The organism is Streptomyces dioscori, from assembly GCF_003024195.1.
Taxonomy (GTDB): Bacteria; Actinomycetota; Actinomycetes; order Streptomycetales; family Streptomycetaceae; genus Streptomyces; species Streptomyces dioscori.
In genome coordinates this window covers 401,073-425,800 of record NZ_KZ679044.1, presented here as the reverse complement: position 1 = coordinate 425,800, position 24,728 = coordinate 401,073, and the positions used below count along the sequence as shown (strand labels likewise).

Annotated in this window: 19 protein-coding genes; 5 read left to right on the top strand and 14 right to left on the bottom strand. The window is 71.3% G+C overall.

What is annotated here, in order from left to right; genetic code table 11:
• Positions 1-259 precede the first annotated feature (259 nt).
• The 5 genes from C6Y14_RS20455 to bldG form a co-directional block, all read right to left on the bottom strand.
• Positions 260-1,780: a DUF7059 domain-containing protein gene (locus C6Y14_RS20455; RefSeq protein WP_107018164.1), complete on the bottom strand. Its 1,521-nt coding sequence runs from the start codon at positions 1,778-1,780 to the stop codon at positions 260-262.
• A 94-nt stretch (positions 1,781-1,874) separates the two neighbouring features.
• A complete protein-coding gene (locus C6Y14_RS20450; RefSeq protein ID WP_107018163.1) occupies positions 1,875-2,468 on the bottom strand; it encodes a small secreted protein in 594 nt (197 codons plus the stop codon).
• Positions 2,469-2,705: 237 nt separating this feature from the next.
• Positions 2,706-5,111 carry a sodium-translocating pyrophosphatase gene (locus C6Y14_RS20445; protein WP_107018162.1) on the bottom strand — a complete coding sequence of 802 codons (2,406 nt, stop codon included), beginning with the start codon at positions 5,109-5,111 and terminating at the stop codon, positions 2,706-2,708.
• A 528-nt stretch (positions 5,112-5,639) separates the two neighbouring features.
• The gene (locus C6Y14_RS20440) at positions 5,640-6,083 is read right to left on the bottom strand and encodes an ATP-binding protein (protein WP_107018161.1); all 444 of its coding nucleotides are present in this window, start codon (positions 6,081-6,083) and stop codon (positions 5,640-5,642) included.
• Positions 6,084-6,235: 152 nt separating this feature from the next.
• Positions 6,236-6,577 (bottom strand): anti-sigma factor antagonist BldG, encoded by a 342-nt coding sequence (gene bldG, locus C6Y14_RS20435; protein WP_003975386.1) that lies wholly within the window; start codon positions 6,575-6,577, stop codon positions 6,236-6,238.
• Positions 6,578-6,658: 81 nt separating this feature from the next.
• Here bldG and C6Y14_RS20430 point away from each other — a divergent pair, with 81 nt between their 5' ends.
• On the top strand, positions 6,659-9,319 hold the full coding sequence (locus tag C6Y14_RS20430) for a DEAD/DEAH box helicase (RefSeq protein ID WP_225891176.1): 2,661 nt from the start codon (positions 6,659-6,661) through the stop codon (positions 9,317-9,319).
• Here C6Y14_RS20430 and C6Y14_RS20425 read toward each other — a convergent pair.
• From C6Y14_RS20425 to ssd, 7 genes are all read right to left on the bottom strand, one after another.
• Positions 9,210-9,581 (bottom strand): Rv3654c family TadE-like protein, encoded by a 372-nt coding sequence (locus tag C6Y14_RS20425; RefSeq protein WP_107018159.1) that lies wholly within the window; start codon positions 9,579-9,581, stop codon positions 9,210-9,212. The genes C6Y14_RS20430 and C6Y14_RS20425 overlap by 110 nt on opposite strands.
• Positions 9,582-9,679: 98 nt before the next feature.
• Positions 9,680-10,030: a TadE family type IV pilus minor pilin gene (locus tag C6Y14_RS20420; protein WP_107018158.1), complete on the bottom strand. Its 351-nt coding sequence runs from the start codon at positions 10,028-10,030 to the stop codon at positions 9,680-9,682.
• 46 nt (positions 10,031-10,076) lie between these two features.
• On the bottom strand, positions 10,077-10,214 hold the full coding sequence (locus C6Y14_RS45875; RefSeq protein WP_404828806.1) for a DUF4244 domain-containing protein: 138 nt from the start codon (positions 10,212-10,214) through the stop codon (positions 10,077-10,079).
• Between the two features lie 236 nt (positions 10,215-10,450).
• On the bottom strand, positions 10,451-11,266 hold the full coding sequence (locus C6Y14_RS20410) for a type II secretion system F family protein (protein ID WP_107018157.1): 816 nt from the start codon (positions 11,264-11,266) through the stop codon (positions 10,451-10,453).
• Complete coding sequence (locus C6Y14_RS20405; protein WP_225891175.1) at positions 11,263-12,156, bottom strand: type II secretion system F family protein; 894 nt, start codon at positions 12,154-12,156, stop codon at positions 11,263-11,265. The genes C6Y14_RS20410 and C6Y14_RS20405 overlap by 4 nt, the downstream gene beginning before the upstream one ends.
• Entirely contained in the window at positions 12,153-13,544 is a 1,392-nt protein-coding gene (locus tag C6Y14_RS20400) for a TadA family conjugal transfer-associated ATPase (protein ID WP_225891174.1), read from the bottom strand. Before C6Y14_RS20400 ends, C6Y14_RS20405 begins: the two co-directional genes overlap by 4 nt.
• Complete coding sequence (ssd, locus tag C6Y14_RS20395; RefSeq protein WP_107018156.1) at positions 13,541-14,644, bottom strand: septum site-determining protein Ssd; 1,104 nt, start codon at positions 14,642-14,644, stop codon at positions 13,541-13,543. The genes C6Y14_RS20400 and ssd overlap by 4 nt, the downstream gene beginning before the upstream one ends.
• Positions 14,645-15,213: 569 nt before the next feature.
• Between ssd and C6Y14_RS20390 the strand changes: the two genes are divergently transcribed.
• Positions 15,214-16,050 carry an HAD family hydrolase gene (locus C6Y14_RS20390; protein ID WP_107018155.1) on the top strand — a complete coding sequence of 279 codons (837 nt, stop codon included), beginning with the start codon at positions 15,214-15,216 and terminating at the stop codon, positions 16,048-16,050.
• A gap of 422 nt (positions 16,051-16,472) precedes the next feature.
• Here C6Y14_RS20390 and C6Y14_RS20385 read toward each other — a convergent pair whose 3' ends face one another.
• A complete protein-coding gene (locus C6Y14_RS20385; RefSeq protein ID WP_107018244.1) occupies positions 16,473-17,339 on the bottom strand; it encodes a Fic family protein in 867 nt (288 codons plus the stop codon).
• Between the two features lie 101 nt (positions 17,340-17,440).
• Between C6Y14_RS20385 and C6Y14_RS20380 the strand changes: the two genes are divergently transcribed.
• Positions 17,441-18,421, top strand: coding sequence for an ATP-binding protein (locus C6Y14_RS20380; RefSeq protein ID WP_107018243.1), 981 nt, complete (start codon positions 17,441-17,443; stop codon positions 18,419-18,421).
• Positions 18,422-18,440: 19 nt separating this feature from the next.
• Here the strand turns inward: C6Y14_RS20380 and C6Y14_RS20375 are convergent, their stop codons facing one another.
• Positions 18,441-19,763, bottom strand: coding sequence for a polysaccharide deacetylase family protein (locus C6Y14_RS20375; RefSeq protein ID WP_107018154.1), 1,323 nt, complete (start codon positions 19,761-19,763; stop codon positions 18,441-18,443).
• 269 nt (positions 19,764-20,032) lie between these two features.
• Between C6Y14_RS20375 and C6Y14_RS20370 the strand changes: the two genes are divergently transcribed.
• On the top strand, positions 20,033-22,429 hold the full coding sequence (locus C6Y14_RS20370; RefSeq protein WP_107018153.1) for a bifunctional SulP family inorganic anion transporter/carbonic anhydrase: 2,397 nt from the start codon (positions 20,033-20,035) through the stop codon (positions 22,427-22,429).
• A 283-nt stretch (positions 22,430-22,712) separates the two neighbouring features.
• Positions 22,713-24,671 carry an acetate--CoA ligase gene (gene acs, locus C6Y14_RS20365; RefSeq protein ID WP_107018152.1) on the top strand — a complete coding sequence of 653 codons (1,959 nt, stop codon included), beginning with the start codon at positions 22,713-22,715 and terminating at the stop codon, positions 24,669-24,671.
• Positions 24,672-24,728 lie beyond the last annotated feature (57 nt).

Below are 24,728 nucleotides of genomic sequence, written 5' to 3'. Positions count from 1 at the left end.
GCGCGCCTCCCCCGAGGACGCGTGCGTTCTGTCTCTCGAAGGTAGCTTCGCACGTACCACTGACAGGAGACCTTTTGCGTACCAATCACGCCAGAACCGACACATCAGGCTCATCGGCACAGATACACATCAGTCGTGTCGCTCCCGACCGGTCGCCGACGACGAGTTCACGTCATCCGGCGGGCCCGGAGCACCGCTGCGTCGGCCGCAACGGCCCGCCTCCCGGCGCCTCCTGGCGCCCCATGGCGTCACCGTGACGTCAGTGCGCCACGGGCTCGATGAATCCCTGCTCGACCAGCAGCCGGATCTGGGCGGGCGTCCGGTCGCGCAGCAGCACCGGGTCCTCTCCGACCAGCTGGGCGATGGCGTCCAGGATGCGTCCGGCGCTCAGTGTGCCGTCGCAGACGCCCGCGAAACCGGCGCCGACCGTGTCGACCTTCGTGGCCCGCCGCATCCCGCGGTGCTGGCGCAGCACGACGTGCTCGGGGTCCTCGGCGCCGGGCAGCCCGACCTGCTCCTGCACGATCTCGCCGCCCAGCCTGAAGTGCGCCGCCAGCAGGGCCGCGTCGTCGTGCTCACGCAGATAGTCGACCCGCTCGAAGTGCGCGCGCACGGTGTCGCCGAGCGGCTGCTCGACGGAGTGCGGCCACTCCTCCAGGACGACGGAGGGCAGCTCCGCGTCCGACCTGCGCAGCGTGATCCAGCCGAAGCCGACGGCCTTCACCTTGCGCGCCTCGAACTCGTCCAGCCAGGCGTCGTACCGCGCCTGGTACTCCACGGGATCGGCGTGGTGGTCGCCCGCGTCGCGCAGCCACAGTTCGGCGTACTGCGTGACGTCCTGGACCTCGCGCTGCACGATCCACGCGTCGCAGCCGCGCGGCACCCAGGAGCGCAGCCGGTCCTGCCAGTCCTCGCCCTCCACGTGCTGCCAGTTGGCCAGGAACTGGGCGTATCCCCCCGCGTTCAGCCGGTCGCCCGCCTGCGACACGAGCGTGCGGCACAGATCGTCCCCGCCCATCCCGCCGTCGCGGTAGGTGAGCCGGGCGCCGGGGGAGATCACGAAGGGCGGGTTGGAGACGATGAGGTCGAACGTCTCGTCGCCCACCGGCTCGAAGAGGGAGCCCTCGCGCAGGTCTGCCGCCGGAGCGCCGGACAGCGCGAGCGTGAGCGCGGTGATGTGCAGCGCGCGGGGGTTGAGGTCGGTCGCGCTCACGCGCGTGGCGTGCTGTGCGGCGTGCAGCGCCTGGATCCCGGAGCCGGTGCCGAGGTCGAGCGCGGAGGCGAAGGGGCCGCGCACGGTGATGCCCGCGAGGGTGGTGGACGCGCCGCCCACTCCGAGTACGACGCCTTCGTCATGGCTGCCGATGCCGCCGGCCCCGCCGACCGCGCAGCCCAGGTCCGAGACGATGAACCAGTCCTCGCCGCCCGGTCCGCCGTACGGCCGTACGTCGACGACCGCCGCGACCTCGTCCCCGCCGACGCGGGTCAGCCAGCCGCCCTCCAGGCAGTCCTCCACCGGCAGAACGTCCGCCACGCGCGCGTGCGGCACGGGCTGCTGCAGCAGGAACAGCCGTACGAGGGCTTCCAGCGGGGAGTCGCCCCGGGTGGCCCGGAGCGCGGGCACGGTCTCGCTGCGGGCCAGCGCCGCGTACGCGGGGGCGCCGAGCAGGTCGAGCAGCCCGTCGGCGCTGAAGGAGGCGCCCAGGAGGGCGTCCCGCAGCCGTGCGGTGACGTCGGTGCGGTCGGACGAGGGCAGCGGTGCCAGGCTGGTGTTACTCACCCGCCCATTGTGACCCGCCCCCGGCGCCGCGCGGGTGGGCCCGCGCCGGAGGGCCTGAGCGGCCCCCGGCGCCGGGCAGCGGATCCGCCGGGGTTCAGCTCTTCGACGCCGAGGCGGACGGGGACGCGCTCTTGCAGCTCTCCTGCTTGGCCATCGCCTTGCCCACGTCGCCCTCCTCCAGCTTCGCGAGGGCGTCGTTGCCGCTCTGGCTCAGCTTGTCGAGCTGGGTGGCGATCCCCTTCAGACCGTCGGCGAACTTCGCCTGGTCCTTGGTGTCGAGGTCGTCGACCTGCTTCTTGAGATCGCCGTACGACGCGGAGATGGTGTTGAGCTCCTTGACGGCGTCCGTCTTCTTCTTCTCGCCGCCCTCCACGTCCGGCGCCCCGGCCTTGTTCACGGCACTGCCGATCGCCTTGTAGGCGTCGGACATGTCCTGGAAGGCCTGGGCGTCGGTCTTCTGGACGTCCGCCGGGGTGCTGTTGTCCGAGGTCTGCTTCTGGATGGCGGTGTTGGCGGCCGAGATCTTCTTGGCCTGCGGCTTCACCGCGTCGCAGACCTGCTTGGCCCAGGCGTTCAGCTTGTCGCTGTTGTCGTCACTGCTGCTGCATCCCGACAGCGCCAGTACCAGTACCGCACCGCCGGACAGCGCGGCCGCGAGCTTCTTGTTCACCGGGTTGGTCCCTTCCATGGCTCTCGGCCCCGGAACATACACGCCAATCGGGCGACACCACCGTGACGAACATCCGTTTGGACCGTTATTGAAGCCATTTGCACCAGGCGGGGAACGGGCGAGATAAGGCTCACGAAACAGGGCGTACACACAGGCATACACACCGGCGTACGCACGGACGGGCGGGCGGACGGCACGTCAGTACGTACTGTCCGCCCGCCCGTTGGACGGAAACCGCTCAGCCGGACCCGGGGGCTACGAGACCACCGCCGGATCGACCGGTTTGGCCACCCGCTCGGAGTTGCCCTCGTCGCCCACCGCGATGCCGCGCCGCTTGGACACGTACACCGCGCCGATGATGACGGCGAGCGAGAGCACCGCGATGAGGACCCGCATGCCCACGCTCTTGTCGTCGCCGTAGCTGAATTTGACCACTGCCGGCGCGATGAGCAGCGCCACCAGGTTCATCACCTTCAGGAGGGGGTTGATCGCGGGTCCCGCGGTGTCCTTGAAGGGGTCACCGATCGTGTCGCCGATCACCGTCGCGGCATGGGCCTCGCTGCCCTTGCCGCCGTGGTGGCCGTCCTCGACGAGCTTCTTGGCGTTGTCCCACGCGCCTCCGGAGTTGGCCAGGAAGACCGCCATCAGCGTGCCGGTGCCGATGGCGCCCGCGAGGAAGGCGCCGAGCGCGCCCACCCCGAGCGTGAACCCGATCGCGATCGGTGTCAGTACGGCGAGCAGACCGGGCGTGGTCAGCTCGCGAAGCGCGTCCTTCGTACAGATGTCGACGACGCGCCCGTACTCGGGCTTCTCGCTGTAGTCCATGATCCCGGGGCGCTCACGGAACTGCCGCCGCACCTCGTAGACCACGGCCCCGGCGGACCGGGACACCGCGTTGATCGCCAGCCCCGAGAAGAGGAAGACGACCGCGGCGCCCGCGATGAGCCCGACCAGGTTGTTGGGCTGCGAGATGTCCATCATCAGGTTCATCGGGGCGCCCGGACCCGACACCTTCTGCCCCACGTCGTTCGCGGCCGTGAGGATGGCGTCCCGGTACGAGCCGAAGAGCGCCGCCGCCGCCAGTACCGCGGTGGCGATGGCGATGCCCTTGGTGATGGCCTTGGTGGTGTTGCCGACGGCGTCCAGGTCGGTGAGCACCTGCGCGCCCGCGCCCTCGACGTCGCCCGACATCTCGGCGATGCCCTGCGCGTTGTCGGAGACCGGCCCGAAGGTGTCCATGGCGACGATGACGCCGACCGTGGTGAGCAGGCCCGTTCCGGCGAGGGCCACCGCGAACAGCGCCAGCATGATCGACGTACCGCCGAGCAGGAAGGCCCCGTAGACGCCGAGGCCGATCAGCAGCGCGGTGTAGACGGCCGATTCGAGACCGATCGAGATACCGGCGAGGACGACGGTGGCCGGGCCGGTGAGCGAGGTCTTGCCGATGTCCTTCACCGGGCGACGGGTCGTCTCGGTGAAGTAGCCGGTCAGCTGCTGGATCAGCGCGGCCAGCACGATGCCGATGGCGACCGCGAGGAGCGCGAGGATCCGCGGGTCACCGGCCTTGCCGAGGATGGCCTCGTCGGTGACACCGTCCAGGTCGGCGTACGAGGACGGCAGATAGACGAAGACGGCCACGGCCACCAGCGCCAGCGAGATCACCGCGGAGATGAAGAAGCCACGGTTGATGGCGCTCATCCCGCTGCGGTCCGCACGGCGCGGAGCGACCGCGAAGATGCCGATCATCGCGGTGAGTACCCCGATCGCGGGCACGATCAGCGGGAAGGCGAGCCCGGAGTCCCCGAACGCCGCCTTGCCGAGGATCAGCGCGGCGACGAGCGTGACGGCGTACGACTCGAAGAGGTCGGCGGCCATACCGGCGCAGTCACCGACGTTGTCGCCCACGTTGTCCGCGATGGTCGCGGCATTGCGCGGATCGTCCTCCGGAATGCCCTGCTCGACCTTGCCGACCAGGTCGGCGCCGACGTCGGCGGCCTTGGTGAAGATGCCGCCGCCGACACGCATGAACATGGCGATCAGCGCGGCGCCGAGACCGAAGCCCTCCAGGACCTTCGGCGCGTCGGCCGCGTACACCAGCACCACACAGGAGGCGCCCAGCAGACCGAGCCCCACCGTGAACATGCCGACGACGCCGCCCGTACGGAAAGCGATCTTCATGGCTTTGTGCGAGACGGCGGTGAGATCCTTTTCGGGCTCACCCTCCGCCGGGGTCGCTTCCCGTGCCGCGGCGGCCACGCGGACATTGCTGCGTACGGCGAGCCACATGCCGATATATCCGGTGGTCGCCGAGAACGCCGCGCCGATCAAGAAGAAGACCGATCGGCCGGCACGCTGATTCCAGTCGTCCGCGGGCAGCAGCATGAGCAGGAAGAACACCACGACGGCGAATACCCCGAGGGTACGCATCTGCCGCCCCAGGTAGGCATTCGCGCCCTCCTGGATCGCGACCGCGATCTCCTTCATGCTTTCGGTGCCCTCGCCCGCCGCGAGCACCTGGCGGACCAGGACCCCGGCGACGGCAAGCGCCGCAAGGGCGACGACCGCGATCACCACGACGATGAGACGGTTGTCGTCTGTCAGTACTGCGGCTGCGAAGGTAGTGGGCTGGTCAAACTGATGAGGGGTAGAAAGCCCCGCCATTCGTCCTCCTTGACGCTTGGACCGAGCTCAAGATGTGGACGGATTGTAGGTACCGGATCCTGATCAAAACAGTGCGCGGTAAGCGGAATTGGCCTTCGCATGCCCTTCAGCAAATGATCCGGGGATCCACAGGGGGCTCGAAAGTGGTAATGCCTCAAACGCATTGACGCCAGGTCCATTGGCATGCGGCGCGACGTATAGCTGATCGTATTGCTGATCGTAATCCGGATCGTGAATTCATTCACGAAATAGGGGTGGCTTGATCCGGAGGGCTGCGCCGCACTCCGGAGACGTTCCCGGGGGCGGCTGTCGACACCTGGGGGGTAGTCTCTACGGTCCGCCAGGGGGCCGGGGCGGTGGCTCTGGGCTGCGCCGCTGACCCGCGTCGGTCAGCGGCCGGGCCGGGCAACGGCACGGGCGCTGTCCGGCGATACGGCACTGTGTCGCCGGACAGTCGCCGGGCATGCCAAAGGGCCCTGGTGAGCAGGGCCCTTTCGCACAGGTTCAGGCAGTACCAAGAGGGGTGGATCAGGGAACGAGCGTGGCCGGCGGCGTGGTGGGCCAGCTCATCCTGATCAGTCCGCCGTTCTCACCGGCGGTCACTTCCACGTCGTCGACGAGGCCGCTGATGACCGCGAGGCCCATCTCGTCCTCCTCGGTCTCGACGTCCGCGCCGTCGGCTCCGCCATGGGCACCCGGCGACGTGTCACCGGGAACCGTGTGCGGCGCCTCATCACCGACCTCGATGGAGAACAGCTTCTCCTCCTCGATCAGCGAGACCCGCACCGGCGCCGAGATTCCGGCGCTTTGATGCAGGCCGACGGCCCGGGTGCAGGCTTCGCCGACGGCGAGCCTGACCTCGTCGAGGACGGCCTCGTCCACTCCGGCCCTGCGCGCCACCGCTGCCGCCACCAGTCGGGCGGTCCTGACGTGCTCGGGCAGCGCGCTGAAGCGGAGTTCAACGGTGGCCATGCATCCCCCTCGGAACTACGGGCGTGCGGTCGGGGGGTCGGGTCGCCGAGACCCGACCCCCCTCCATTGACTTCTGCCTCCCGGGCCGCGCCCGGGATTCGGCTGTGGCGGCTGACCGGCCAGTCAGCAGGGACGGGCCGGACCGTGGCCGCTCAGTCGGTGGCCGCCACCGCTTCTTCGACCGAGGTGTGGATCGGGAACACCTTGGTGAGACCGGTGATGCGGAAGATCTTCAGAATGCGCTCCTGGTTGCAGACCAGCCGGAGCGAACCCTCATGGGCACGCACCCGCTTCAGGCCGCCCACCAGGACGCCGAGACCGGTCGAGTCGAGGAAGTCCACGCCCTCCATGTCGACGACAAGGTGGAAACTGCCGTCGTTCACCAGCTCGACCAGCTGTTCGCGCAACTTGGGCGCGGTATATACATCGATTTCGCCACCGACCTCGACGACCGTACGATCGCCGACGGTACGGGTCGACAGGGACAGGTCCACGGATCCTCCAGCACCTTGCTAATCGAGCGGTCATCCCAAGGGACACCTCGGCGGAGCCCCCGGGACGGTTCGCCAGCCGCGATGGCATTCAATCACTTACCGGCAGGGGTGCACGACGCCTTGGGCCCATTGTCCGTCATGCCAGTGACACACTCGATGCCGATGGCCAATAATCTCCGACCCGATCGAACCTCGACGGACACCGCGTCCCGCCCCTCGCCGGGCGAGATCCTGGACCGGCTGGCCTCTGGGCCGAGCCGGGCTTCGCGCATCACTCATACGGAGCACTTGCCCCCACGTGAGGGTCGCCATGCCGTGTGGCCCGACCGGATCCGTTCCGAGGTCGTCGCGGCGGTGCAGTCCGCCGGTATCGAACACCCCTGGGCCCACCAGGCACTCGCGGCCGAGCACGCCCTGGACGGCGAATCGGTGATCGTCTCCACGGGTACCGCCTCCGGCAAGTCCCTGGCGTACCTCGTCCCGGTCCTGTCGACACTCCTCGACGGTTCCGAGGCACCGAACGGCCGCGGCGCGACCGCCCTCTACCTCGCCCCGACCAAGGCACTCGCCGCGGACCAGCGCCGATCCGTGAAAAAACTCTCACATCCGCTGGGCCACGCCGTCCGTTCCGCGGTCTACGACGGGGACACCCCCGTCGAGGAACGCGAGTGGGTACGCCAGTACGCCAACTACGTCCTCACCAACCCCGACATGCTGCACCGCGGGATACTCCCCTCCCACCCCAGGTGGGCCTCCTTCCTGCGCGCCCTGCGCTATGTCGTCATCGACGAGTGCCACACCTACCGGGGTGTGTTCGGGTCACATGTCGCCCAGGTGCTGCGCCGACTGCGCCGCCTGTGCGCCCGTTACGGCTCCTCCCCCGTCTTCCTCATGGCCTCGGCCACCGCCGCCGAGCCGTCCGTCGCCGCCTCCCGCCTCACCGGCCTGCCCGTGGTGGAGGTCGCCGACGACGCCTCGCCCCGCGGTGAACTGGTCTTCGCCCTCTGGGAACCGCCGCTCACCGACCTGCACGGCGAGAAGGGCGCCCCGGTCCGCCGCTCCGCCACCGCCGAGACCGCGGACCTCCTCACCGACCTGACCGTGCAGGGCGTCCGCTCGGTGGCCTTCGTACGGTCCCGCCGCGGGGCCGAGCTGATCTCGGTGATCGCCCAGGAACGGCTCTCCGAGGTCGACCGCTCCCTGGCCCGCCGCGTGGCCGCCTACCGCGGCGGCTACCTCCCCGAGGAACGCCGCGCCCTCGAACACGCCCTCCACTCCGGCGAACTCCTCGGCCTCGCCGCCACCACCGCCCTCGAACTCGGCATCGACGTCTCCGGGTTGGACGCCGTCGTCATCGCCGGCTACCCGGGCACCCGTGCGTCCCTGTGGCAGCAGGCAGGCCGTGCGGGCCGCTCCGGACAGGGGGCGCTCGCGGTGCTGGTGGCCCGTGACGACCCGCTGGACACCTTCCTCGTCCATCACCCGGAAGCCCTGTTCGACCAGCCGGTGGAGTCCACCGTCCTCGATCCGGACAACCCGTACGTCCTCGCGCCCCACCTGTGCGCCGCAGCGTCCGAACTCCCGCTCACCGAGGAGGACTTCGACCTCTTCGGCCCGACCACCGCCGAACTCATGCCGCAGCTGGAGGCCGCGAAACTGCTCCGCCGCCGCACGAAGGCCTGGCACTGGACCCGCCGGGAACGGGCCGCCGATCTGACCGACATCCGCGGCGGAGGCGGCAACCCGGTGCAGATCGTGGAGTCCGGCTCCGGACGGCTGCTGGGCACGGTCGACGCCGGGGCCGCGCACACCACCGTCCACGAAGGCGCGGTCCACCTCCACCAGGGCCGCACGTACCTGGTGGACGAACTGCATCTGGACGATTCGGTCGCCCTGGTCACGGAGGCCAACCCGCCGTATTCGACGGTCGCCCGTGACACCACGGCCATCTCCGTCCTGGAGACGGACGTCGAGATCCCCTGGGGCGACGGCCGGCTGTGCTACGGCTCCGTCGAGGTCACCAATCAGGTCGTCTCCTTCCTGCGTCGTCGTCTCATGACCGGAGAGGTGCTCGGCGAGACGAAACTCGATCTGCCTCCCCGCACGCTCCGTACGCGTGCCGTGTGGTGGACGGTCACCGAGGACCAGCTCGACGCCGCCCGGGTGAACCCCGAGATCCTCGGCGGCGCCCTGCACGCCGCCGAGCACGCCTCGATCGGCATGCTGCCGCTCTTCGCCACCTGCGACCGCTGGGACATCGGCGGCGTCTCCGTCCCGCTGCACCCGGACACCCTCCTGCCCACCGTCTTCGTGTACGACGGCCACCCCGGCGGCGCGGGCTTCGCGGAGCGCGCCTTCCACACCGCCCGCGAATGGCTCACCGCCACCCGCCAGGCCATCGCCTCCTGCGAGTGCGACGCAGGCTGCCCGTCCTGCATCCAGTCCCCCAAGTGCGGCAACGGCAACGAGCCACTGCACAAGCGGGGGGCCGTGCGGCTGCTGACAGTTCTCCTGCAGGGAGCACCGCCGGCACCGGCTGAACCGGAATCACCGGAGGCACCGGAGGCACAACTCTGCGAAGGTCCCTCCGAAGCGGCGCAGCGACAGGACGTCGGCCGGCCGGACGCCGCCGTCACCGCGGCCGGGCCCGCGGAGGGTCAGGGCCCGGAGCCACGGGGCCGGCCGGACCTGCCCGTGACCTCACCTCGGCCGTCAGCGGCCCCCGCCCCGCCTCGACCGTGACGTCCGCGATCTCGCCCCGGACGGCGCACCGCACGATCCGGGTCCCCTGCGCCCGTGCCACACGGTCCGCCCGGGCGCAGGCCTTGGTCCCGCCGTACAACCAGTGGTCGGCCGCCGCGAGCGCCGCCAAGTCGGCCGCGCCACCGGCACGATGACGGACCACCACCGCCTGCCCCATCGTGAGCACGGCACCGAAGACCACGCACAGCACCGCGATCGCGCCGACGGTCCAGACGGTCGCCGACCCCCGGTCCGACACCACCCCCGCCGCCCACGGCCTCGTACGCCACCCGAGGCCGCCTCTCCTCCCAGCTCCCGGCGTTCTGAGCCCCCTCCGTCTCTCCGCCGTCCCCGCCGTTCTCACCGAACCGCCCCGACCGTCTCCTCCGCCAAGGCGGTTGCCTCCTGTGTGAGGTCGAGGGTCAGCGCGTCCGGACCGGGGGTCTCGGCCCGTACCCGGACGTGCACCAGGTCGCCCTCGCGTCGGACCGAGATCCTGGCACCGCTCGGCGCCGCCCGGCGGGCGGTCTTCAGCACCGTGCCCGGCGGTTCCTGCCGGGCCGCCGCGCGAGCGCCGGCCCGGGCCGCGTCCACGCACTGGATCAGCGCGGCCGCGGCCAGCAACGCCCAGACCAGCGCCATCGTGAACGCGACCAGCACGGGCAGCACCACAGCCGCCTCCGCCGTCACGAAACCGCGGTCCCGGGTCACCGACCTCTCACCCGCACCCGCCCTCACACTCGCACTCGCACTCACCTCAGAACTCCCCACTGAGCGCCCGTCCCACGATGTCCTGCAGAAACCCGCGCACCTGCCCGCTGGTCAGCACCTCGTAGAGCAGCGCGGCGAACCCCACCGCCGCGATCAGCCCCATCGCGTACTCGGACGTGACCATCCCGGCGTCCCTCCGCACCGACCCTGCCCGTCCCACCCGGGCCCGCCCCTTCAGAACCCACGCCCACGCCCGCGCCTGAACCCGAACCCGCACTGCCTTGTCCATCCGAACCCCCGTACAGCTCTGTCCCGTTGACCTTTGAACCGCGACCCTCGGCATCTGGCCTATGGCCGCTGACCTCTGCCCGCTGACCTCGCTCACGCGTGGCTCAGCCCGTCATCCGTCGCCCCCGTCCGTCACCCCCGTCCAGCACCCCCGTCCAGCACCCCGCTCGCCAGCCCGAGCACCACCGGCAGTACGCCGATCGCGATGAACGCGGGCAGGAAGCACAGCCCGACGGGAGCGGTGATCAGGACACCCGCCCGTCGCGCCCGTGCCGTAGCGGCGCGCCCCCGTTCCGCACGGGCCTCGGAGGCGAGGCGCGCGACCGGTACCGCCGCCGGTACTCCCGAATCGCCGGCCCGCTCCAGCAACCGGGCCAGCCCCCGGGCCCCGGGCAACGCGGCCAGTGCGGTCCAGGCCTCCGCCGGTTCACCGCCGAGTCGTACCTCGGCCGCTCCCCGCGCCAGCCGCGCTCCCACGGGCCCCTCCAGCGCCTCCCCCACCGCCCGGGCAGCCACGACGGGACTCGCGCCCGCCGCGATGCAGGCGGCCAGCAGATCAGCGGCAAGGGGCAGTTGCCGCGCGGCCCGCGCCGCGTCGAACTCCGGCTCCGACGCCGACGCCGATCCGCGCCGCCACCGCCACATCCCGAACGCGGCCACAAGTCCCACCGCGGCCCCGGCCGTGCCCCCGACGAACACCCAGCAGGCGAGCAGGGCGCCGATCACCGGCAGCCATCGCCGCACCACGTCACGCAGCTGCGAGCGCAGCCCGAAGGAGGCGTCCTGCCCAACCGGTTCGCGATCGTCGGCCAGGATCGTCAGCAGGGCCTCCGAGCGCCTGCGGACCCTCCGCTTCCGCCGTGCCGCTCCCAGGGACCGGGCGAGCGCCCACAATCCCGCCGCCACCCACACCGCCGCCCCCAGCCTGTGGACAACCTCCGCACTCATCCGTCCTCCGCTCCCCGTACGATCCGCAGCGCCCACCACAGGCCGACGCCCTCCAGCAGACCGCCGACCAGCAGGCAGCCGAGGCCCGCACCGGTGTGCAGAACGATGTGCAGCGGGTCGGCGCCGAGCGCGGTGCCCAGGAGCAGCCCGAGCGCCGGCAACCCCGCGAGCAGCACCGCGGTCGACCGGGCGCCCGCCAACTGGGCCCGCAGGTCGGCGCGTTGGTCCCGCTCGGCGCGCAGCGCCCCCTCCAGCCGGTCGAGCCCGGCGGCGAGACCCGCACCCCGGTCCACGGCGACCCGCCAGCAAGCGGCGAGCCCCAGCAGTCCTTCGGCCCCGGGCCGCCTGGAGGCGTCGGTGAGCGCGCCCGGCACATCCCCACCGAACCGCGCGGCCGCCAGGACCGACGCCTGTACGTCCCCGAGCCCTCCCGAGTCCTGGGCGGCGCCCAGCAGCGCCTCGCCCGGCTGCCGTCCGGCCCGGACTTCCCCCGCGAGCGCCCCGCACAGCGCGATCACCGCGGCGGCCCGCCGTTCCCGCGCCCGCCGCGCCGCTCCGGCCCGCCGGGCCCTGCGTACCAGGGGAACTCCGAGCGCCCCCAGGACCACCGGCACAACAGACGCTCCCAGCAGGCCGACCACCGACCCGGCGACCAGCGCCCACCACTCGCCCCGCGTCCCGTGCAGCCGCCGAAGCCACTCACCGGTTCGCAGCGCCCGGCTCCACGGCGACGACGGCGACGGCGGCCGGGGCCCGGTCGCAGCCGCCCCGCCACCCGCACACACCAGCCGCGCCCGCCGCGTCCCGTGCCCGCCCCCACCCATCACCCAGACCGCCGTCCCGGCACACGCCACCGCCACCACCACCGACACCCCGGCGACCCCCGTCACAACCCACCCCTCCGTTCGCTCACGCCACCCACGTCTCTCACGCCTCCCATGCCGCCGAGCAGCCCCCGCAGCCGCTCCCACCCGCGCCCGTACGTGAAGGCCTCCGCGCCCCATCGCAGTGCGGGCACCGTCACGACCAGTCCCGCCGGATCCCGCTCCAGCACATGGACCTCGGCGATCCGCCGCCGCCCGGCCCGGTCGCGTACGAGATGGAGCACCACCGACAGCGCCGCCGCCACCTGGCTGTGCAGCGCGGCCCGGTCGAGACCGGCGGCCGTGCCCAGGGCCTCCAGACGGGCCGGTACGCCGGAGGCGGCGTTGGCGTGCACCGTTCCGCAGCCGCCCTCGTGTCCCGTGTTCAACGCGGCCAGCAGCGCCACCACTTCGGGCCCCCGGACCTCGCCGACCACCAAGCGGTCCGGCCGCATGCGCAGCGCCTGGCGCACCAGGTCCTGGAGCGTGACGAGCCCGGCGCCCTCCTGGTTGGGCGGTCTGGATTCCAGCCGGACGACATGGGGGTGGTCGGGGCGCAGCTCCGCCGAGTCCTCGGCGAGCACGATCCGCTCCCCCGGCCCGACGAGGCCGAGCAACGCGCTGAGGAGGGTCGTCTTGCCGCTGCCCGTGCCACCGCTGATCAGGAACGAGAGCCTCGCGTCGAGCAGCGCGCGCAGCAGCCGGTCCCCGCCGGGCGGTACCGTCCCCGCGGTCACCAGTTCGGCGAGGGTGAACGCCCTCGGCCGGACGACCCGCAGGGACAGGCAGGTCGAGCCGACGGCGACAGGCGGCAGCACCGCGTGCAGCCGGGTGCCGTCGGGCAGCCTGGCGTCCACCCAGGGGTGGGCGTCGTCCAGGCGCCGCCCGGCCACGGCCGCGAGCCGCTGTGCGAGGCGCCGTACGGCCGCCGCGTCCGGGAAGGACACGGCGGTCAGTTCCAGGCCGCCGCCGCGGTCCACCCACACCCGGTCGGGCGCCGAGACCAGCACATCGGTCACCGAGGGGTCGTCGAGCAGCGGTTCCAGCGGGCCGCTCCCCACCAGCTCCGACCGCAACCGCTCGGCCGCACCGAGGACTTCGGCGTCCCCGAGCACCCGCCCCTGCTCCCGCAGGGCCTGCGCCACGCGCGCGGGAGTCGGCTCGCCCCCGCTCGCGGCCAGCCACTGCCGGACCCCGTCCAGCAGTCCCGTGTCGGAGGCCGGGCCGCCGTGCGGCGGCCCGCCCACGAGCGGCCCCGGGCCCGGGCGGCCGAGTGTTCCGGCGCCTGGGCGGCCGAGCGGCCCCATGCCCGGGCGACCGGGGGTGCCCGGGTCATTGCGCCCTCCGAAGAAGCGGCCCCTCGACGACCCCGCACGCACCGGAGAACCGTCACGCAGGCCCGTCCCCCCGCTCATACGCCCCCTCCGGCGACCGCGGCCCGCTCCCAGAACGCCGAGCAGAAGCGGGCGAGCGGCCCGCGGCCGTCCCCGCCGGGCGGAGCTCCGCGCTCCTGGGCGGCCGGCAGCCCTGTCTCCGTGGGCACCTCGCCCATCAGGGGCAGTCCGAGAAGCCGGGCCACCTCACGGTCGTCCAGACCTGGCGCGTACGGCCCGCGGACCGCGACGCGCAGGTCCCTCAGGACCATGCCGACCGCGGACGCCACCCGTCCGGCCGCCGCGACGGCACGCAGCTCGGCCGGGACGACGAGCACTCCGAGGTCGATCTGGGCGAGAGCCTCGGCGACCCCTTCGTCGATCCGGCGCGGCAGGTCGACGACCACCACCCCGCCGCGCCGTCTGGCGGCGGCCAGGACCGCGCGGACCGCTTCGGGCGCCACGGTGACGCAGTCGCCCCGGTCCCAGCTGAGGACGCGCAGGGCGTGCAGTGAGGGCAGCGACTCCTCCAGGGCGCCCCCGCCGACGCGTCCGTGCGAGGCGGCGAAGGCGGGCCAGCGGAGCCCCTCGACGGATTCACCGCCGAGGAGTACATCGAGTCCGCCGCCCAGCGGGTCCGCGTCGACAAGGAGCGTGCGGGCGCCCTGGCGCGCCGAGGTGACCGCGAGCGCGCAGGCGAGCGTGGACGATCCGGCGCCTCCGCGGCCGCCGATCACGCCGACGGTGAGGGCGGGCGGTCCGACTCCCTCGGCCACGTCGGCGATGCGGTCGACCAACCATTGTTCGCCATCCGGCAGCATCAGCACGTGGTCGGCGCCGATCTCCACAGCCCTTCTCCAGACCCCCGGATCGTCCTGATCCCGACCCACCAGGACGACTCCGCGGCGGCGGGTGGCGCCGCGCACCCGGCGCGAGGCGTCGTCGCCGACGAGCACCAGCGGTGCCGTGTCCCAGCCGCCGCCGCGCTCCGGCACCCCGTGATGGACTTCGGGCCGGGCGCCGGCCGCGGCGCACAGCCGCAGCAGGTCGTCCAGCAGATCCGCGTCCTCGGTGACGATCAACGGTCCGCCCTGCCGCCCCTCGGCGGCCGACGGCCGGTCGTGTGTGATGGCTCCCGCCACGCTCTCCAGCCCCCTTCGCTGCTTCGTCGCGGGACCCCTGCGGTCCCGCGAATCCCGCCCAGCGCAAGAGCGGCCAACCGGCCCTCCATATGAACCGCCGATACGAACCGGCCATAGCCGCCGAACAAACGGAACCGGCCATGAACTTCCGCAAGCGGTACGCGCTGGAATCACGGTGCAGCGAAGCCGGAAATCGTGTGGATCTTGCTCGATAACTGTGGACAACTCGGCGCCTGTGAATATCGCCTTCACCCAAACCGGTGACCGTTGTACGACTTCCTCGCGCTTCCCTCACGCGATCCCACAGCTACGGACAGTGACGAATCCTGTGCGGAGACAGAGAAACGCCGGGCCCCGCAGTGCGGGGCCCGGCGTTCTCAACAACGGACGGGAAAACCCGTCCGGACATGCGACGACCCCCGCCGGGGGGGAGAGCGGGGGTCGTCCCCACGGTTTGACTCGGGGGGGGAGGAGCCAAACCGGGTTAGCACGGTCGCGAACGATCCGTGACTTCCATGGTGTACCCGAGAGCTCTCTCAGGCAAACCCACACGTCCCACACTAGCCCGAATGGCGGGCGCATATGCTCAACCCGTGGAAAACCACTCCTTGCCTCGTACAGCGGCCTTCTTTGACCTGGACAAGACGGTCATTGCGAAGTCGAGCACGCTCACCTTCAGCAAGTCGTTCTACCAAGGCGGCCTGATCAACCGCCGGGCGGTGTTGCGTACCGCATATGCCCAGTTCGTGTTCCTCGCCGGCGGCGCCGACCACGACCAGATGGAGCGCATGCGCGAGTACCTGTCCGCGCTGTGCCGCGGCTGGAACGTCCAGCAGGTGAAGGAGATCGTCGCCGAGACCCTGCACGACCTGATCGACCCGATCATCTACGACGAGGCCGCCTCCCTCATCGAGGAGCACCACACCGCCGGCCGCGACGTCGTGATCGTCTCCACCTCCGGCGCGGAGGTGGTAGAACCGATCGGCGAACTCCTGGGCGCCGACCGGGTGGTGGCCACCCGCATGGTCGTGGGCGACGACGGCTGTTTCACGGGCGAGGTGGAGTACTACGCGTACGGCCCCACCAAGGCCGAGGCCGTCAAGGAGCTGGCCGCGTCCGAGGGATACGACCTGTCGCGCTGCTACGCGTACAGCGACTCGGCGACCGACATCCCGATGCTCTCGGCGGTCGGCCACCCCCACGCGGTGAACCCGGACCGTGCGCTGCGCCGCGAGGCCCTCACGCGCGCGTGGCCCATCCTCGACTTCAACCACCCGGTGCGCCTCAAGCAGCGGCTGTCCGTGACACCCCGCCCGGCCATCGTCGCGGCGGCGGCCATAGGGGCGGCGGCGGCCACCGCGGGGCTCGTCTGGTACGCCAGCAGGCGCCGCGCGGCGGTGGGCTGACACCGCCGAGGAGGCACCACTCCAGCCCCCTCGGCCCTCATGGGCCTCTCCTTGTTCACTTCTTCGGGCCTGCCATCCGGTTCGCCCGGTTCTGTCCGCAAAAGTAAAGAAGTACGGCGAGGGGTTCCGCTTGCCCCGGACCAGGAGTACAAAGGGATTAACGGCCCGCGAGACCAAGGACATCCGAAAGGATCACCTTCAAACGCAACCGAGGCCCCACGGACCGCGCATGAACACCGGGCACCCACGCGACGTCGACCCGTCGATTACGGGCCAGCCGCACCAGGCGACGGGCAACAGTTCCCGACCTGATGGGCAACACTCCGAGGACGCCTGGTACCCCGGTGGACATGCCAGCGGCGGTACGGAGATCCGTACCGCCGCAACCCTGTTCAGGGACCCGAACCGCACCCGAGCGGTACCTACGCAGCGCCCCGCTGCAGCGCCTCGCACACAGCCGTCGACTCCCTGGCGCCGAGTTCGACCGCCTTGCCGCAGTGGGCGATCCAGGCCGCCATCCCGTCCGGAGTGCCCGAGGCGTAGCCGTCGAGAGCGGCGGCGTAGGCCGCCCGTCCGAGTTCCGCGTGGCCGACCTCCGGCGGGCAGACCGACTTGGGGTCGAGACCGCTGCCGACCAGGACGATCCGTTCGGCCGCGCGCGCGACCAGGCCGTTGTGGGAGCCGAAGGGGCGCAGCGCGAGCAGTTCGCCGTGCACCACGGCGGCGGTCACCAGGGCGGGCGCCGAACTCCCCGCGATGACCAGCCGCGCCAGACCGTCGAGCCGGCCCTCGACCTCACCGGCGTCCGGCAGGGGGAGCCCGACCAGCGGGGGTCCCGCGGCGCCTGCCGCCGGGGTCTCCGTGGCCGGCTCCCCGTCCCGTCGCGGACGTCCGACCGCGTCCCCGTTGTCGGCGGCGGCCACCAGATGCAGCCTCGCCAGCACCCGCAGGGGCGACTGCCGCCAGATGGACAGGAGTTCACCCGACTCGGCGGTCAGCCTGAGGGCCGCGCCCACCACCCTGGCCTGGTCGTCCCCGCTGAAGTCGGCCCTGCGGCGCACCTCTTCGAGGGCCCAGTCCGCGCCGGACAGCGACGCGGATCCGCGGGAGCCCCGCAGTGCGGCCTCTCCGGTGATCTCGTTGCTGCGGCGCCGCATGATGCGGTGCCCGTAGACCCGGTCCACGGCCTTGCGCACGGACTCCACGGACTCCGCCACACCGGGCAGTGTGCCGAGCGCCGCGAGGGGGTCGGCGTTCGTACCTGTCGCACCCGCTCCTGTCGTACTCATGAGTACGACCCTACGCACCCCCGGCCCGTGCTCCACGAACGAGTGGTCTTCTTCACGTCCGGCGACCCCGCGGGCCAGCGGCACGACTACGCTACATGAACATGAAAATTGCTTTCGTTGGGAAGGGCGGCAGTGGCAAGACCACCCTGTCCTCGCTCTTCGTCCGTCACCTCGCGACCACCGGGTCGCCGGTCGTCGCGGTGGACGCCGACATCAACCAGCACCTCGGCCCGGCACTCGGCCTCACCGACACCGAGGCGCGGGACCTGCCCGCGATGGGCGACCGCCTGGGCCTCATCAAGGACTACCTGCGCGGCTCCAACCCGCGTATCGCCTCCGCCGAGACGATGATCAAGACCACGCCGCCCGGCGAGGGCTCCCGGCTCCTGCGGGTGCGCGAGGACAACCCGGTGTACGAGGCCTGCGCACGTCCGGTGGAACTCGACGGCGGCGCCGTTCGTCTGATGGTCACCGGGCCGTTCACCGAGGCCGACCTGGGAGTGGCCTGCTACCACTCCAAGACGGGCGCGGTGGAACTGTGCCTGAACCACCTCGTCGACGGCCCCGGCGAGTACGTCGTCGTGGACATGACGGCAGGCTCGGACTCCTTCGCGTCCGGCATGTTCACCCGCTTCGACATCACGTTCCTCGTCGCGGAGCCCACCCGTAAGGGCATCTCGGTCTACCGGCAGTACAAGGAGTACGCGCGCGACTTCGGCGTCACCCTGAAGGTCGTGGGCAACAAGGTGCAGGGCCAGGACGACATCGACTTCCTCAGGGGCGAGGTCGGCGACGACCTGCTGCTGACGGTCGGCCACTCGGACTGGGTACGCGCCATGGAGAAGGGCCGTCCGCCCCGCTTCGAGGAGCTGGAGGACGGCAACCGCCGTGCGCTGAGCGCTCTCCTGGCGGCTGCCGACGCGACCTACGAACAGCGCGACTGGGAGCGCTACACGCAGCAGATGGTCCACTTCCACCTGAAGAACGCGCAGTCGTGGGGCAACGAGCGCACGGGGGCCGACCTGGCCGCCCAGGTCGACCCCGCCTTCGTCCTGCGGGAGGCCGAGACCGCCACGGCGTGAGCCGCACGCCGTCCGGGCGCTACGGCTTGACCGCCGGGGCGCCCGGCACTCCCTTCGGGGCCGGAGCGGGGGCCGGCCGGTCGGACAGGAACGACGCCCAGTCCTGCTTCGGGGACTGGCCCACCTTGAGCGTGCGGAGCTTGTCGAGGGTCTTGGGGTCCTGGGCGTCGAGCCAGTCGGCGAGCTGCCGGAAGGACACACACCGCACCTCGCGCTTGGTGCAGACGCGCTCGATGGTCTCCTCGATGGCCCGCATGTACGTGCCGCCGTTCCAGGACTCGAAGTGGTTGCCGATGATCAGGGGCGCGCGGTTGCCCTCATAGGCGCGGGAGAAGCCCTTGAGCAGACCGTCGCGCATCTGGTCGCCCCAGTACTCGTGCTTGCCGGGATCGCCCTGGGACGTGGTGCCCGACTGGTTGACCATGAAGTTGTAGTCCATGGTCAGCGTCTCGAACCCGCGGCCCGGGACCGGGACGAGCTGCATCGACAGATCCCACAGGCCCGCCTTCTTCTTGGGCCAGACCTGGTCGTTGACGCCGCTGGTGTCGTAGCGGAAGCCGAGTTCGCGGGCGGCCCGCATGAAGTTCTTCTGCCCCTCCAGACAGGGCGTGCGGGCGCCGATGAGCTCCTTGTCGTAGTCGAAGGGCAGCGGTGAGCCCTTCGCCGTACCGGTGTTGGTCTTCCAGGACTTGACGAAGGACTTGGCCTGGGCGATCTCGTCCTTCCACTCCCCGACCGACCACTCGCCCACTCCGCCGCCGCTGCCGCAGAAGTGGCCGTTGAAGTGCGTACCGATCTCACTGCCTTCGAGCCAGGCGCCGCGCAGTTGCTTCACGGTGTCCCTGATGCCCTGCTCGTCGTTGAAGCCGATGTCGGAGCGCCCAGGCGAGTGCTGCGGCGGCCGGTACAGATCACGCTTGCCCTCCGGGAGCATGTACACGCCGCTGAGGAAGTACGTCATGGTCGCCCGGTTGTCCTTGGCCACCTTGCGGAAGTGTGAGAACAGCTTCTGGCTGTCCTCGCCGGCCCCGTCCCAGGAGAACACCACGAACTGCGGTGGCCGTTGCCCGGGCTTCAGCTTCGCGGGCCGGGGCAGCCGCGGCTGCGCGCCGGTGAACGCGGTGGAGCCGTCGCCGATCAGCCGGACCGGGTTCTTCGGCGCCGGAGCGCCCACGGCCTTCCTGGCGCCCTGCGCGCCCTCGCCCCGCGCCCCGTCACCGTGGGCTCCCTCGCCCCGTGGCCCCTTCCCGGCGCCGGTGTCGCCGATCCCGCATCCGGCGAGCGCCGCGGCACAGACCGCGATGACGGCGACGCCCGTGGTGAACCTCTGAGTGGCGGCCATGTTCCGCCCACCTTCTTCCTTCAATCGGGACAAAACAGACGGCGAGGCCAAGGTCGCAGGGGTCCCGGAAGGAGGCGGTACGACAAGCCGATCAAAATGACTAATCACTCTCCGGAGTGAACCAATGGACTATTTGCGCTATTTTTCCTGACACGTCCTTTACTCTCCATTACGATTCATTTACCGAGCGTTGATAAATCCCGCCGCTGTACGCCGTGACCCACGGCCGCGCCCCCAAGCGACCGCGTAGCCCCGGAAAGACGGGAACCATGACTGCCTTCGTCCCCACTCGCACCGACGACTCTTCGCACACCCCGGACGAGGGGCGGCCGCACAGCCCCCCTCCGCCCGGCCGCCGCACTGCCCTGATCCCACGGATCCCCCGGCTCCCGAAGCCTCCTCGGCTCCCCCGGATCGCGGGCGCCGACCTGTCCGCCTCGGTCGCCGTCTTCCTGATCGCCCTGCCCCTGTCCCTGGGCATCGCCCTCGCCACCGGAGCACCGCTGCAGGCGGGGCTCGTCGCCGCCGCCGTCGGCGGGCTCGTGGCCGGCCGCCTCGGTGGCTCACCGCTCCAGGTGAGCGGACCCGCCGCGGGACTCACCGTGGTCACCGCCGACCTCATCCAGAAGTACGGATGGCGCACGACCTGCGCCATCACCGTCCTCGCCGGACTGGTCCAAGTCGGCCTGGGCTTCCTGCGGGTGGCCCGTTCCGCACTGGCCGTCAGCCCCGCGATCGTGCACGGCATGCTGGCCGGTATCGGCATCACCATCGCCGTCGCCCAGCTGCACATCGTGCTCGGCGGATCCCCGAGCAGCTCGGTCGTCGACAACCTCCGGGCGCTGCCCGCCCAGTTGGCGCACCCCCAGGTGGCGGCGCTGTCGATGAGCGCCCTGACACTGTCCGTCCTGCTGGCCTGGCCGCGCGTCCCCGGGCGCGTGGGGCAGCTGCTGCGCACCGTCCCGGCCGCACTCGTCGCCGTCGCCGCGGCCACCACGACGGCCGCGCTCGCCGCGCTCACCCTCCCCAAGGTCGATCTGCCGTCCTGGCGGAGTCACGCGCTGGCCGGACTGCCCGAGGGTCCGGTGCTCGGGATCGTGGCCGCCGTGCTCACCACCACGCTGGTGTGCAGTGTCCAGTCCCTCCTGGGCGCCGTCGCCGTGGACAAGCTCACGGCCAGACGACCGGCCCAGCAGGGGCGCTCCGACCTCGACCGCGAGCTGCTGGGACAGGGCGCGGCCAACATCGTCTCCGGCACGCTCGGCGGGCTCCCCGTCGCGGGCGTGGCCGTACGGAGCTCGGCGAACGTCCACGCGGGCGCCGTCAGCCGGAACTCGACGATGCTGCACGGCGTCTGGATCACGGTGGCCGCGCTGCTGCTGGTGCCGCTCCTGGAGCTGATCCCCCTCGCGGCACTGGCCGCCCTGGTGATGGCCGTCGGCATCCAGATGGTGTCCCTGCACCACATCCGCACGGTCACCCGCCACCGAGAGGTGCTGGTGTACGCCGTCACCACCCTCGGCGTCGTCGTCCTCGGAGTCCTTGAGGGCGTCACCCTCGGGATCGCCATGGCCGTCGGCGTCGCCCTGCACCGCCTCACCCGGACGCGGATCACCCGCTCGGTGGGCCCGGACGGCGTCCACCACGTGCGCGTGCGCGGGCAGTTGACGTTCCTCGCCGTGCCCCGCCTCACCCGCGCACTGCATCTGGTGCCGCCGGGGGCCGAGGCGGTGATCGAGCTGGACGGCTCCTTCATGGACCACGCGGCGTACGAGTCGCTGCACGACTGGCAGAGCGCGCACACCAACCGCGGCGGCTCCGTCGAGCTGACCGGGCGCACCGGAGCGCGGCTCGCGGAACCGCGCACCAGGGACGACGACGGGCAGACGGCGCACTGCCACTGCCGCCCCTGGACGCCCTGGCGCAACCACCACTGCGAGAGCCCCGAGACACCGCCGCCCGGTGGACACCGCAGCGGGCATCAACTGGCGAGCGGCATCAGCACGTTCCAGCGCAACACCGCGCCCCTGGTGCGCGGCGAGCTGGCCCGGCTGGCCCGGGAGGGCCAGCAGCCCTCACAGCTCTTCCTGACCTGCGCCGACTCCCGGCTGGTCACATCGATGATCACCTCCAGCGGCCCCGGTGACCTCTTCGTCGTCCGCAATGTCGGCAACCTCGTGCCGCCGCCCGGCGAGGAGAGCGGCGACGACTCGGTGGCCGCCGCGATCGAGTACGCGGTGGAGGTGCTGCGGGTGCGGTCCATCACCGTGTGCGGGCACTCCGGATGCGGGGCGATGCAGGCACTGATGAACACCGAACCGGGAGGCGCCCGGACGCCGTTGAAGCGGTGGCTGAGACACGGACTGCCGAGCGTGGAGCGCATGACCGCCGAGGACCGGCCCTGGACCCGGATCGCCGGACGCGCGCCCGCCGACGCCACCGAGCAGCTCTGCCTCACCAACGTCGTGCAGCAGCTGGAGCATCTGCGGGCACACGAGGCGGTGGCCCGGGCACTGGAGCAGGGCACGCTCGAACTGCACGGGATGTACTTCCACGTGGGCGAGGCCCAGGCCTACCTCCTCACGGAAGCCACCTCCCACGACGAAGAGGAGGGTGAGCTCTTCGACAGGGTCGCGGCGACGGCCCTGTCCGACACCCAGGGCTGACGCGTCGGCACCGCGCGACACCCCGCGCCTGAACCGCTCCCTTCCCTCGTCCGTGCACACGTGTGGCCGCCCGTTTCGGCGGGCAGGCCACACGCACACAGGATCCCGCGCACCCGATCCGGCACACAGGTCTAAACCAATTCTCGGACGGCCCTTGTCACCAGGGGCCCGCGTCTGATGAGCTGTGGCCCGGGACACAACGGGCGCCCCTGGCACAGCACCGCAAGGGAGATGTCGTGAGCAACGAAAGCCTGGCCGACCTGCTGAGCGAGGAGGGGGAAGTATGAGTGAGCCGTCCTCCCTCTCCAACCTGCTCAAGGAAGAACGCAGGTTCGCGCCGCCCGCCGACCTGGCCGCGAATGCCAACGTCACCGCGGAGGCGTACGAGCAGGCCAAGGCTGACAGGCTCGGTTTCTGGGCCGAGCAGGCCCGCCGGCTGACCTGGGCCACCGAGCCGACCGAGACCCTGGACTGGTCGAACCCTCCGTTCGCGAAGTGGTTCCAGGACGGCAGGCTCAACGTCGCGTACAACTGCGTGGACCGGCATGTCGAGGCCGGCCACGGCGACCGGGTGGCCATCCACTTCGAGGGTGAGCCCGGTGACAGCCGTGCCATCACCTACGCCGAGCTGAAGGACGAGGTCTCACGCGCGGCCAACGCCCTCACCGAGCTGGGGGTCGAGAAGGGCGACCGGGTCGCCGTCTATCTGCCGATGATCCCCGAGGCCGTCATCTCGATGCTGGCCTGCGCCCGCATCGGCGCCGCGCACTCGGTCGTCTTCGGCGGCTTCTCCGCCGACGCCATCGCCACCCGCATCCAGGACGCCGACGCCAAGCTGGTCATCACCTCGGATGGCGGTTACCGCCGCGGCAAGCCCGCCGCGCTCAAGCCGGCCGTGGACGAGGCGGTCTCCCGGGTCGACGGCGTGGCCAAGGTCCTCGTCGTACGGCGTACGGGCCAGGACGTCGCGTGGACCGAGGGCCGCGACGTGTGGTGGCACGAGATCACGCAGAAGCAGTCCGCCGAGCACACGCCCGAGGCGTTCGACGCCGAGCACCCGCTGTTCATCCTCTACACCTCGGGGACGACGGGTAAGCCCAAGGGCATCCTGCACACCTCCGGCGGCTACCTCACCCAGGCCGCGTACACGCACCACTCCGTCTTCGACCTCAAGCCGGAGACCGACGTCTACTGGTGCACCGCCGACATCGGCTGGGTCACCGGGCACTCCTACATCACGTACGGACCGCTGGCGAACGGCGCGACGCAGGTGATGTACGAGGGCACGCCCGACACCCCGCACCAGGGGCGCTTCTGGGAGATCGTCCAGAAGTACGGCGTGACGATCCTCTACACCGCCCCGACGGCCATCAGGACGTTCATGAAGTGGGGCGACGACATCCCCGCGAAGTTCGACCTGTCGAGCCTGCGGGTCCTCGGCTCGGTCGGTGAGCCGATCAACCCCGAGGCGTGGATCTGGTACCGCAAGCACATCGGCGGCGACCGCACCCCCATCGTGGACACCTGGTGGCAGACCGAGACCGGCGCGATGATGATCTCGCCGCTGCCGGGCGTCACCGAGACCAAGCCGGGCTCCGCGCAGCGGGCGCTGCCGGGCATCTCGGCGACGGTCGTCGACGACGAGGCGCGCGAGGTCCCCGACGGTGGCGGCGGTTATCTCGTCCTGACCGAGCCGTGGCCGTCGATGCTGCGCACCATCTGGGGCGACGACCAGCGGTACATCGACACCTACTGGTCGCGTTTCGAGGGCAAGTACTTCGCGGGCGACGGTGCCAAGAAGGACGACGACGGCGACATCTGGCTGCTCGGCCGGGTGGACGACGTGATGCTCGTGTCCGGGCACAACATCTCGACCACCGAGGTCGAATCGGCACTCGTCTCGCACCCGTCGGTCGCCGAGGCGGCCGTCGTGGGCGCGGCCGACGAGACGACCGGCCAGGCGATCGTGGCCTTCGTGATCCTGCGCGGTTCCGCGTCGGAGACCGAGACCCTCGTGGGAGAGCTGCGCAACCACGTCGGCAAGACCCTCGGCCCGATCGCCAAGCCCAAGCGGATCCTGCCGGTGGCCGAGCTGCCGAAGACCCGCTCCGGCAAGATCATGCGCCGGCTGCTGCGCGACGTCGCGGAGAACCGCCAGCTGGGTGACGTCACCACGCTGACCGACTCCACCGTCATGGACCTCATCCAGACGAAGCTCCCCGCGGCGTCCAGCGAGGACTGAGGCAAACCCCGTACGGACGCGGACACAGGTCTCGTACGGACGAGGACCAGGTCCCGT

What these genes read in the sequence shown, in the direction of transcription:
- C6Y14_RS20410 (WP_107018157.1), bottom strand. Translation starts at nt 11,266, where the DNA reads ATGAGTGCGGAGGTTGTCCACAGGCTGGGGGCGGCGGTGTGGGTGGCG.
- C6Y14_RS20375 (WP_107018154.1), bottom strand. Translation starts at nt 19,763, where the DNA reads ATGGCCGCCACTCAGAGGTTCACCACGGGCGTCGCCGTCATCGCGGTC.
- C6Y14_RS20450 (WP_107018163.1), bottom strand. Translation starts at nt 2,468, where the DNA reads ATGGAAGGGACCAACCCGGTGAACAAGAAGCTCGCGGCCGCGCTGTCC.
- C6Y14_RS20445 (WP_107018162.1), bottom strand. Translation starts at nt 5,111, where the DNA reads ATGGCGGGGCTTTCTACCCCTCATCAGTTTGACCAGCCCACTACCTTC.
- C6Y14_RS20440 (WP_107018161.1), bottom strand. Translation starts at nt 6,083, where the DNA reads ATGGCCACCGTTGAACTCCGCTTCAGCGCGCTGCCCGAGCACGTCAGG.
- C6Y14_RS20370 (WP_107018153.1), top strand. Translation starts at nt 20,033, where the DNA reads ATGACTGCCTTCGTCCCCACTCGCACCGACGACTCTTCGCACACCCCG.
- acs (WP_107018152.1), top strand. Translation starts at nt 22,713, where the DNA reads ATGAGTGAGCCGTCCTCCCTCTCCAACCTGCTCAAGGAAGAACGCAGG.
- C6Y14_RS20400 (WP_225891174.1), bottom strand. Translation starts at nt 13,544, where the DNA reads ATGAGCGGGGGGACGGGCCTGCGTGACGGTTCTCCGGTGCGTGCGGGG.
- C6Y14_RS20390 (WP_107018155.1), top strand. Translation starts at nt 15,214, where the DNA reads ATGGCGGGCGCATATGCTCAACCCGTGGAAAACCACTCCTTGCCTCGT.
- C6Y14_RS45875 (WP_404828806.1), bottom strand. Translation starts at nt 10,214, where the DNA reads ATGGTCACGTCCGAGTACGCGATGGGGCTGATCGCGGCGGTGGGGTTC.
- C6Y14_RS20380 (WP_107018243.1), top strand. Translation starts at nt 17,441, where the DNA reads ATGAAAATTGCTTTCGTTGGGAAGGGCGGCAGTGGCAAGACCACCCTG.
- C6Y14_RS20430 (WP_225891176.1), top strand. Translation starts at nt 6,659, where the DNA reads ATGGCATTCAATCACTTACCGGCAGGGGTGCACGACGCCTTGGGCCCA.
- C6Y14_RS20385 (WP_107018244.1), bottom strand. Translation starts at nt 17,339, where the DNA reads ATGAGTACGACAGGAGCGGGTGCGACAGGTACGAACGCCGACCCCCTC.